The 228-nt window shown below is 50.0% G+C and carries 1 tRNA gene and 1 rRNA gene; both read right to left on the bottom strand.

What is annotated here, in order from left to right:
• Positions 1-72, bottom strand: a tRNA-Asn gene (locus FS736_RS24045).
• Between the two features lie 81 nt (positions 73-153).
• A 5S ribosomal RNA gene (gene rrf / locus FS736_RS25765) occupies positions 154-228 on the bottom strand; the annotation flags it as partial.

The following is a 228-nucleotide window of genomic DNA, read 5'->3' as shown; positions in this document are numbered from 1 at the left end:
CTCCGCAGGTAGGATTCGAACCTACGACCGCTCGGTTAACAGCCGAGTGCTCTACCACTGAGCTACTGCGGAATAGTGGTAATTTAACATAACTCTTGCAGATGATTCGAATGCCTCATCTTAGGAATTTGTCCAAGATGAAAATGCATTTTTGCCCGGCGGCGTCCTACTCTCACAGGGGGAAACCCCCAACTACCATCGGCGCTGAGAAGCTTAACTTCCGTGTTC

This window comes from Cytobacillus oceanisediminis 2691 (assembly GCF_007678455.1).
Taxonomy (GTDB): Bacteria; Bacillota; Bacilli; order Bacillales; family Cytobacillaceae; genus Mesobacillus; species Mesobacillus oceanisediminis_A.
This window is presented reverse-complemented; position numbering and strand designations above follow the sequence as displayed.